Origin of the sequence: Micromonospora sp. NPDC005710, from assembly GCF_040630995.1 — a bacterium.
Lineage (GTDB): Bacteria > Actinomycetota > Actinomycetes > Mycobacteriales > Micromonosporaceae > Micromonospora.
The window spans coordinates 168,181-174,312 of record NZ_JBEXYP010000016.1 but is presented as its reverse complement, the minus strand read 5'-3'; the positions used below and the strand labels follow the sequence as shown (position 1 = coordinate 174,312).

The 6,132-nt window shown below is 70.6% G+C and carries 4 protein-coding genes; 3 read left to right on the top strand and 1 reads right to left on the bottom strand.

Features of this window, described 5'->3' with window-relative positions:
• Together ABZ406_RS22205 and ABZ406_RS22200 are read left to right on the top strand one after the other, a co-directional pair.
• A partial coding sequence (locus ABZ406_RS22205; protein WP_357764633.1) for an Lrp/AsnC ligand binding domain-containing protein occupies positions 1–200 on the top strand: 200 nt, incomplete at its 5' end.
• A 61-nt stretch (positions 201–261) separates the two neighbouring features.
• The gene (locus ABZ406_RS22200) at positions 262–1,272 is read left to right on the top strand and encodes an LLM class flavin-dependent oxidoreductase (RefSeq protein WP_357764630.1); all 1,011 of its coding nucleotides are present in this window, start codon (positions 262–264) and stop codon (positions 1,270–1,272) included.
• A 200-nt stretch (positions 1,273–1,472) separates the two neighbouring features.
• On the opposite strand, the gene ABZ406_RS22195 is transcribed toward ABZ406_RS22200, so the two are convergent.
• Positions 1,473–3,719, bottom strand: a complete 2,247-nt coding sequence (locus ABZ406_RS22195) for a cellulose binding domain-containing protein (protein ID WP_357764628.1) — start codon at positions 3,717–3,719, stop codon at positions 1,473–1,475.
• 243 nt (positions 3,720–3,962) lie between these two features.
• Between ABZ406_RS22195 and ABZ406_RS22190 the strand changes: the two genes are divergently transcribed.
• Entirely contained in the window at positions 3,963–5,402 is a 1,440-nt protein-coding gene (locus ABZ406_RS22190) for a pyridoxal-dependent decarboxylase (RefSeq protein WP_357764625.1), read from the top strand.
• The last annotated feature ends 730 nt before the right edge of the window (positions 5,403–6,132 follow it).

The window sequence follows — 6,132 nt, the reverse complement described above, 5'->3', positions numbered from 1 at the left end:
CGTTCCGGGCCCGGTCGGTGCGGTTGCCGGGGGTGGTGTCGGTGTTCCAGGTGGCCGGTGCGGAGGACTATGTGCTGCATGTGCGGGCGGCGTCCGGTGACGCGTTGCGGGACTTCGTGCTGGACGATCTGGCGGTCGATCCGGTGGTGCAGCACACGCGGACCAGTCTGATCTTCGAGCAGGCGCGCGGGTTGGGGTGAGGTGGCCGACGAAAAACCGTATGCCGGAACAAAACCGGCGGGCGGTGGGTTGGTTGACCGTGTGATCACCGTACCGTTGTCTGTTCTTGATCTTGCTCCGGTCGCCAAGGGCACCACCGCTGGCGCGGCCCTGGAGGCCACCACCGAGTTGGCCCGTCGTACCGAGGAGTTCGGCTACCACCGGTTCTGGGTGGCCGAGCACCACAACATGCCGGCGATCGCCAGCTCCGCCCCCGCGGTGCTGCTGGCGCACCTCGCGGCGAACACCTCGACGATCCGGTTGGGGTCGGGCGGGGTGATGTTGCCCAACCACGCGCCGCTCGTGGTGGCCGAGCAGTTCGGCACCCTGGAGGCGCTGCACCCCGGTCGGATCGACCTGGGCATCGGACGGGCGCCGGGCACCGACCAGGTGACCGCGCTGGCGTTGCGACGCACCATGGAGGGCCTGTCGGCGGAGGGTTTCCCGCGCGAGCTGACGGACCTGATGAACTACTTCAGCGGGGAGAAGCCGGGGCAGATCATCGCCACGCCGGGTCGCGGTGAGCAGCCGGCCGTGTGGCTGTTGGGATCCAGCGGCTTCAGCGCCCAGCTCGCCGGTCTGCTCGGCCTGCCGTTCTCGTTCGCGCACCACTTCAGCTCGGCGAACACCCTGCCGGCGTTGGCCCTGTACCGGCAGAACTTCCGGCCGTCGCAGTGGCTGGACAAGCCGTACGCGATGGTGGCGGTCAACGCGGTGTGCGCGGAGACCGACGAGCGGGCCGAGTGGTTGGCCGGGCCGAGCGCCCTGTCGTTCCTCAAGTTGCGCTCCGGTCGGCCGGAGCCGCTGTCGACGCCGGACGAGGCGGCGGCGTACCCGTACTCCGAGATCGAGCGGGAGTTCGTCCTGCAACGCCGCGATGGTCAGGCGATGGGCTCGCCGGAGACGGTGCGCCGGCAGCTGACCGATCTGCTGGAGCGCACTGCCGCGGACGAGCTGATGCTGACCACGCTCGTGTACGACGTGCAGGACCGGGTGCGGTCGTACGAGTTGATCGCCGAGCAGGTGGCGGGCGGTCTGCGCCGGAGCGCGTGAAACACGATCTTCACGTCAGCGTCACCCCGCCGACCCGGACGGTGCCTAATGTTGGTGCCGGTGGTGGTACGGCATTCCCGGTCGGGACGGGTTGGGAATGCCGCGGTGTGGCGCACCGGGCCGGAGCTGAGCGGATTCCGCGGCTGCGGCCCGGTGCCTGCCACCCTAGGCGACCCCGGTCGGGACCGCCAGGGTTTGCATCAACGTAGGTGGATGTCCGGCGTCGGCGGGGTGCCCATTCCGTTGCCGATGAAGAACCCCGGGTGTGGCGGTTGGTTGTAGGCGGTGTTCTGCCAGGCGATCGCCACCCGATACTGCGGGTCGTGCATCAGGGTGTAGATGCGGGTGCTGGTCGGGGTGGGTGTGCTGTAGATGCGCAACGCCCGGCTGTCGGTGGTCCGCCAGATCACCTCTTCGCGCCAGTCGCCCAGGATGTCCCCGGATAGCGCCGGAGTGGACTTGGTGCCGTTGTTCGACGCCACCCCGCTGCCGTCGAGCAGCCGGGTCTCGCCGCCGGTGCCGTACTTGTCGATCTTTGTGCCGTCGAGCAGTTCCCGCACCGGGTCGCCGTCCCACCAGGCCAGGAAGTTGGCCGAGGACGGCTTGCGGCCCACGTTCTGCCCCCTGGTGTTGGCCAGTCCGGCCACCGCCGACGACCAGGACTCCGCACCCGGGCTGCCCGCCCAGATGTCCGCCGACACACCCCGGCCGTTGTCCCCGGACGCCGGCGTGGACCACAGGACCTGACCGGTACGGGCGTCGGCGAAGTAGGAGCTGGGCTTGCTGCCGTCCTCGTCGACCTTGAACACCTCCAGGCCGGCGCGGCCCGGGTCCAGGTCCCCGACGTGCATGGCGTCGCCGTGACCGTTGCCCGTCGAGTGCAGCAGCCGGCCGTTGTCGTCGATGGTGGCGGCCCCGTACACGATCTCCTGGCGGCCGTCGGCGTCGACGTCGGCCACCGAGAGCTGGTGGTTCCCCTGACCGGCGGCGGCGCCGTTGCCGGAGGAGTTCGAGTCGAACGTCCAGCGCCTGGTCAGCGTGCCGTTGCGGAAGTCCCAGGCCGCGATCACCGCACGGGTGTAATAACCCCGGGCCATGATCAGCGAGGGTCGTCGCCCGTCCAGGTACGCGGTGCCGGCGAGGAACCGGTCGACCCGGTTGCCGTACGAGTCACCCCAGGACGACACGGTGCCGCGCGGCGGGTCGTAGCTGACGGTGGACGCGATCGCGCCGGTCTGCCCGTTGAACATGGTCAGGTACTCGGGGCCGGACAGCACGTAACCGCTGGAGTTGCGATAGTCGGCCGACGACGAGCCGATGAGCTGACCGGTGCCGGAGCGGGTGCCGTCCGCGGTCTTCATGGCCACCTCGGCGCGGCCGTCGCCGTCGTAGTCGTACACCTGGAACTGGGTGTAGTGGGCGCCGGCCCTGATGTTGCGGCCCAGATCGACCCGCCACAACCGGGTGCCGGTGAGCGTGTACGCGTCGACGTAGACGTTGCCGGTGTAGCCGGACTGGGAGTTGTCCTTGGCGTTCGACGGTTCCCACTTCAGCACGATCTCGTAGCTGCCGTCGCCGTTGAGGTCACCGACCGAGGCGTCGCTGGCGCTGTACGAGTAGCTCTCACCGCTCGGGGTGCTGCCCCCGGCCGGCACCTGCAACGGCACGTCCAGGTAGCCCGCACCGAACTGCAACGCCGGCGCCGACGCCGCCTGCTCGGCGCCGCCCACCACAGCCCGCACTGTGTACGCCGAGCCGGCCGCCGCACCGCTGTCGAGGTAGTTGGTGGCGCCGGTGATCGGGCTGGCGTTGACCCTTGTCGTACCCCGGTAGAGGTTGAACGCCACACCGGAGGTCTCGGTGCCGAGCAGCCGCCAGGAGACCAGGTTGCCGCTGCCGGAGCGGACGCTGACGAGCCCTCGGTCCAGGTTCTCCATCTGCACCACCCCGGCCGACGGCGGCGGTGTGGTGGGGGGTGGCGTGGTCGGGGGTGGTGTCGTGGGCGGCGGGGTGGTCGGCTCCTCGGTGGGTGGGGCGCCGGTGCAGGTGGTGCCGTTGAGCGCGAAACTGCTCGGCACCGGGTTGCTGCCGGTCCACGAACCGTTGAAGCCGAACGACGCGCTGCCGTTCGTGGCGAGGGCGACGTTGTGGTCGACGTTGCGGGCGGTCACCTGGGCACCGGACTGGGTGACCGCGGTGTTCCACGCCTGGGTTACCTGCTGACCCGCCGGGTACGACCAGGTGAGGGCCCACCCGTTGACCGGGTCGCCGAGGTTGGTGACAGTGACGTTGGCGCCGAAGCCGCCCTGCCACTGGTTGGTGATCTGATAGTCGACCCGGCAGCCGACGGCGGCGGCCGAGGCGGTGACCGTGCCGAGGGTGCCGGCCACGACGGTGGCCGCCGTCGTGGCGGCGAGCAGGATCAGCCGATGTCTGGACGGGTGCATGCGCTGCCTCCGGGAATCCGGTGGTGATCGCAACGGCCCATCGGCCCTGCCCGGGAAGCACAGTGGACCGTTTCCACCGCGACGGCGGTGGACGGCGATCTGATCGGGGGTGAAACGCCCTGGAACTCGCGGATCCGACTCACCGCGCATCGTAAGGCAAGCGCTTTCCGTCCCGCAACATCGACGACCGTTGCTGTGATAGGGGTCTTGCCCCCACGATCGATGCCTGATCAACTCGTCGGGGTGAGCGCTCACCACATGGACCCCGCCGAGTTCCGCCGCGCCGGCCACGCGGTCGTCGACTGGATCGCCGACTACTGGGCGACGGTGGAGCAACGACCTGTCGCCCCGGCCGACCCGCCGGGCACGGTGGCCGCCGCACTGCCCACCGAGCCGCCCACCACCGGCGGCGAACCGGTCGAGGCGATCCTCGCCGACCTGGACTCGATCGTCGTACCAGGACTGACCCACTGGCAGCACCCGGGCTTCTTCGGCTACTTCCCCGGCAACACCTCCGGCCCCAGCGTGCTCGGCGACCTGGTCAGCTCCGGGCTCGGCGTCCAGGGCATGCTCTGGGCTTCCAGCCCGGCCTGCACCGAGGTGGAGACCGTGATGATGGACTGGCTGGCCCACCTGCTGGACCTGCCACCACGGTTCCGCTCCAGCGGCACCGGCGGCGGGGTCATCCAGGACTCCGCCTCCTCGGCGACCCTCGTCGCCACCCTTGCCGCACTGCACCGCGCCAGCGGCGGCCGCTGGCGGCACACCGGCATCGACAGGCGCTACCGCGCCTACACCTCACTGCACGGGCACTCGTCCATCGAGAAGGCCGTACGCATCGCCGGGCTGGGCAGCGACGGCACCCGGTCGATCGACGTGGACCCCGACACCCAGGCGATGCTGCCGGACGCGCTGCGGGCCGCCATCGAGGCCGACCTGGCCAACGGCGACGTGCCGGCAATCGTGGTGGCGACAATCGGCACCACCTCCACCACCGCCGTCGACCCGCTACCCGAGATCGGGGCGATCTGCGCCGAGTACGGCATCTGGCTGCACGTCGACGCCGCGTACGCGGGCGCCGCCGCCGTCTGCCCCGAACTGCGATGGACGCACACCGGCCTGGAGTACGCCGACTCCTACTGCTTCGACCCGCACAAGTGGCTGCTCACCGGCTTCGACTGCGACGCGTTCTGGGTGGCCGACCGCGCCGAACTGATCGAGGCGCTCACCGTACTGCCGGAGTTCCTGCGCAACGCCGCCTCCGAATCCGGCGCGGTGATCGACTACCGGGACTGGCAGGTGCCGCTCGGCCGGCGGTTCCGGTCCCTCAAGCTGTGGTTCGTGCTGCGCTGGTACGGCGCCGAAGGGCTGCGCGCCCACATCCGCTCCGGGGTGACGCTGGCCGAACGGTTCGCCGAACGGGTCAGCGCCGACGACCGGTTCGAGTTGGCCGCGGCACACCCGTTCTCCCTCGTCTGCTTCCGACTACGCGCCGACGACGACACCAACGCGGCGCTCCTGGCCTCGGCGAACGCCACCGGACGGGTACACCTGACACACACCCGCGTCGCGGGGCGCTACACACTGCGGCTGGCGGTCGGCTCACCCCAGACCACCGAGGCGCACGTCGACGAGGCCTGGAGGGTGCTCTCCGTAGCAGCCGACACCCTGCCCATCCCCTGAACCCTCGCCCCGCCCGCGCTCTCACGCCCCGCGCCCCCGGGGTACCCCGACGCGCCCCGCGCCCCTGCCCCTCCCGGACCCGCAACCCATCGCCTCCCGGACCCGCAACCCATCGCCTCCCGGACCCGCAACCCCCAGGCCCGGATCTGCGCAACTTCCCGGATGTTGCTGCCTCCGACACGCTGGAGACAGCAACATCCCCGATGTTGCGCGGATCTTGACGGCGCAGACCGCCCCAAGGGGCCGCGAACTGGGCTTGGCCGCGCCACGACCACCAAGATCGTGCTCAAACCTGGATGTAGTGGCATCCCGACGCTTCGTGGCCACTACATCCACGATGGAGCACGACCCTGGTGATTCAACCTGGGGCGCGGCAGCGTTTCAGTCGGCGGCGAGGCCGCGTGCGGGAAGGACCGGGCCGGGCCGAGGGCGGGCCGGGACGGACCAGGCCGGGACGAGCCGGCGGAGTCAGCGCGAGAGGGGGCAGGCGGGGCAGGGTCAGTGCGCGAGAGGCCAGCGCGGGCCGGGTTCAGCGCAAGAAGGGAACGCGGCCGGATCCAGCGCGAGAAGGGGTACACGGGTCGGATCCAGCGCGAGATGAGCGAGATAAGGCAGGCGGGCGGGATCAGCGTGGGGTGGGCGTGCCGGTCACGGCGAGATCGCCAGGGACCTCGTCGCCGGCAGCAGACGCGGTGAGCGCGGCAGCAGCAGCGGCCGGCGAGCCGGCAGC

Excerpts from the sequence above, each read along its gene's own strand:
- ABZ406_RS22195 (WP_357764628.1), bottom strand. The coding sequence starts at position 3,719 with ATGCACCCGTCCAGACATCGGCTGATCCTGCTCGCCGCCACGACGGCG.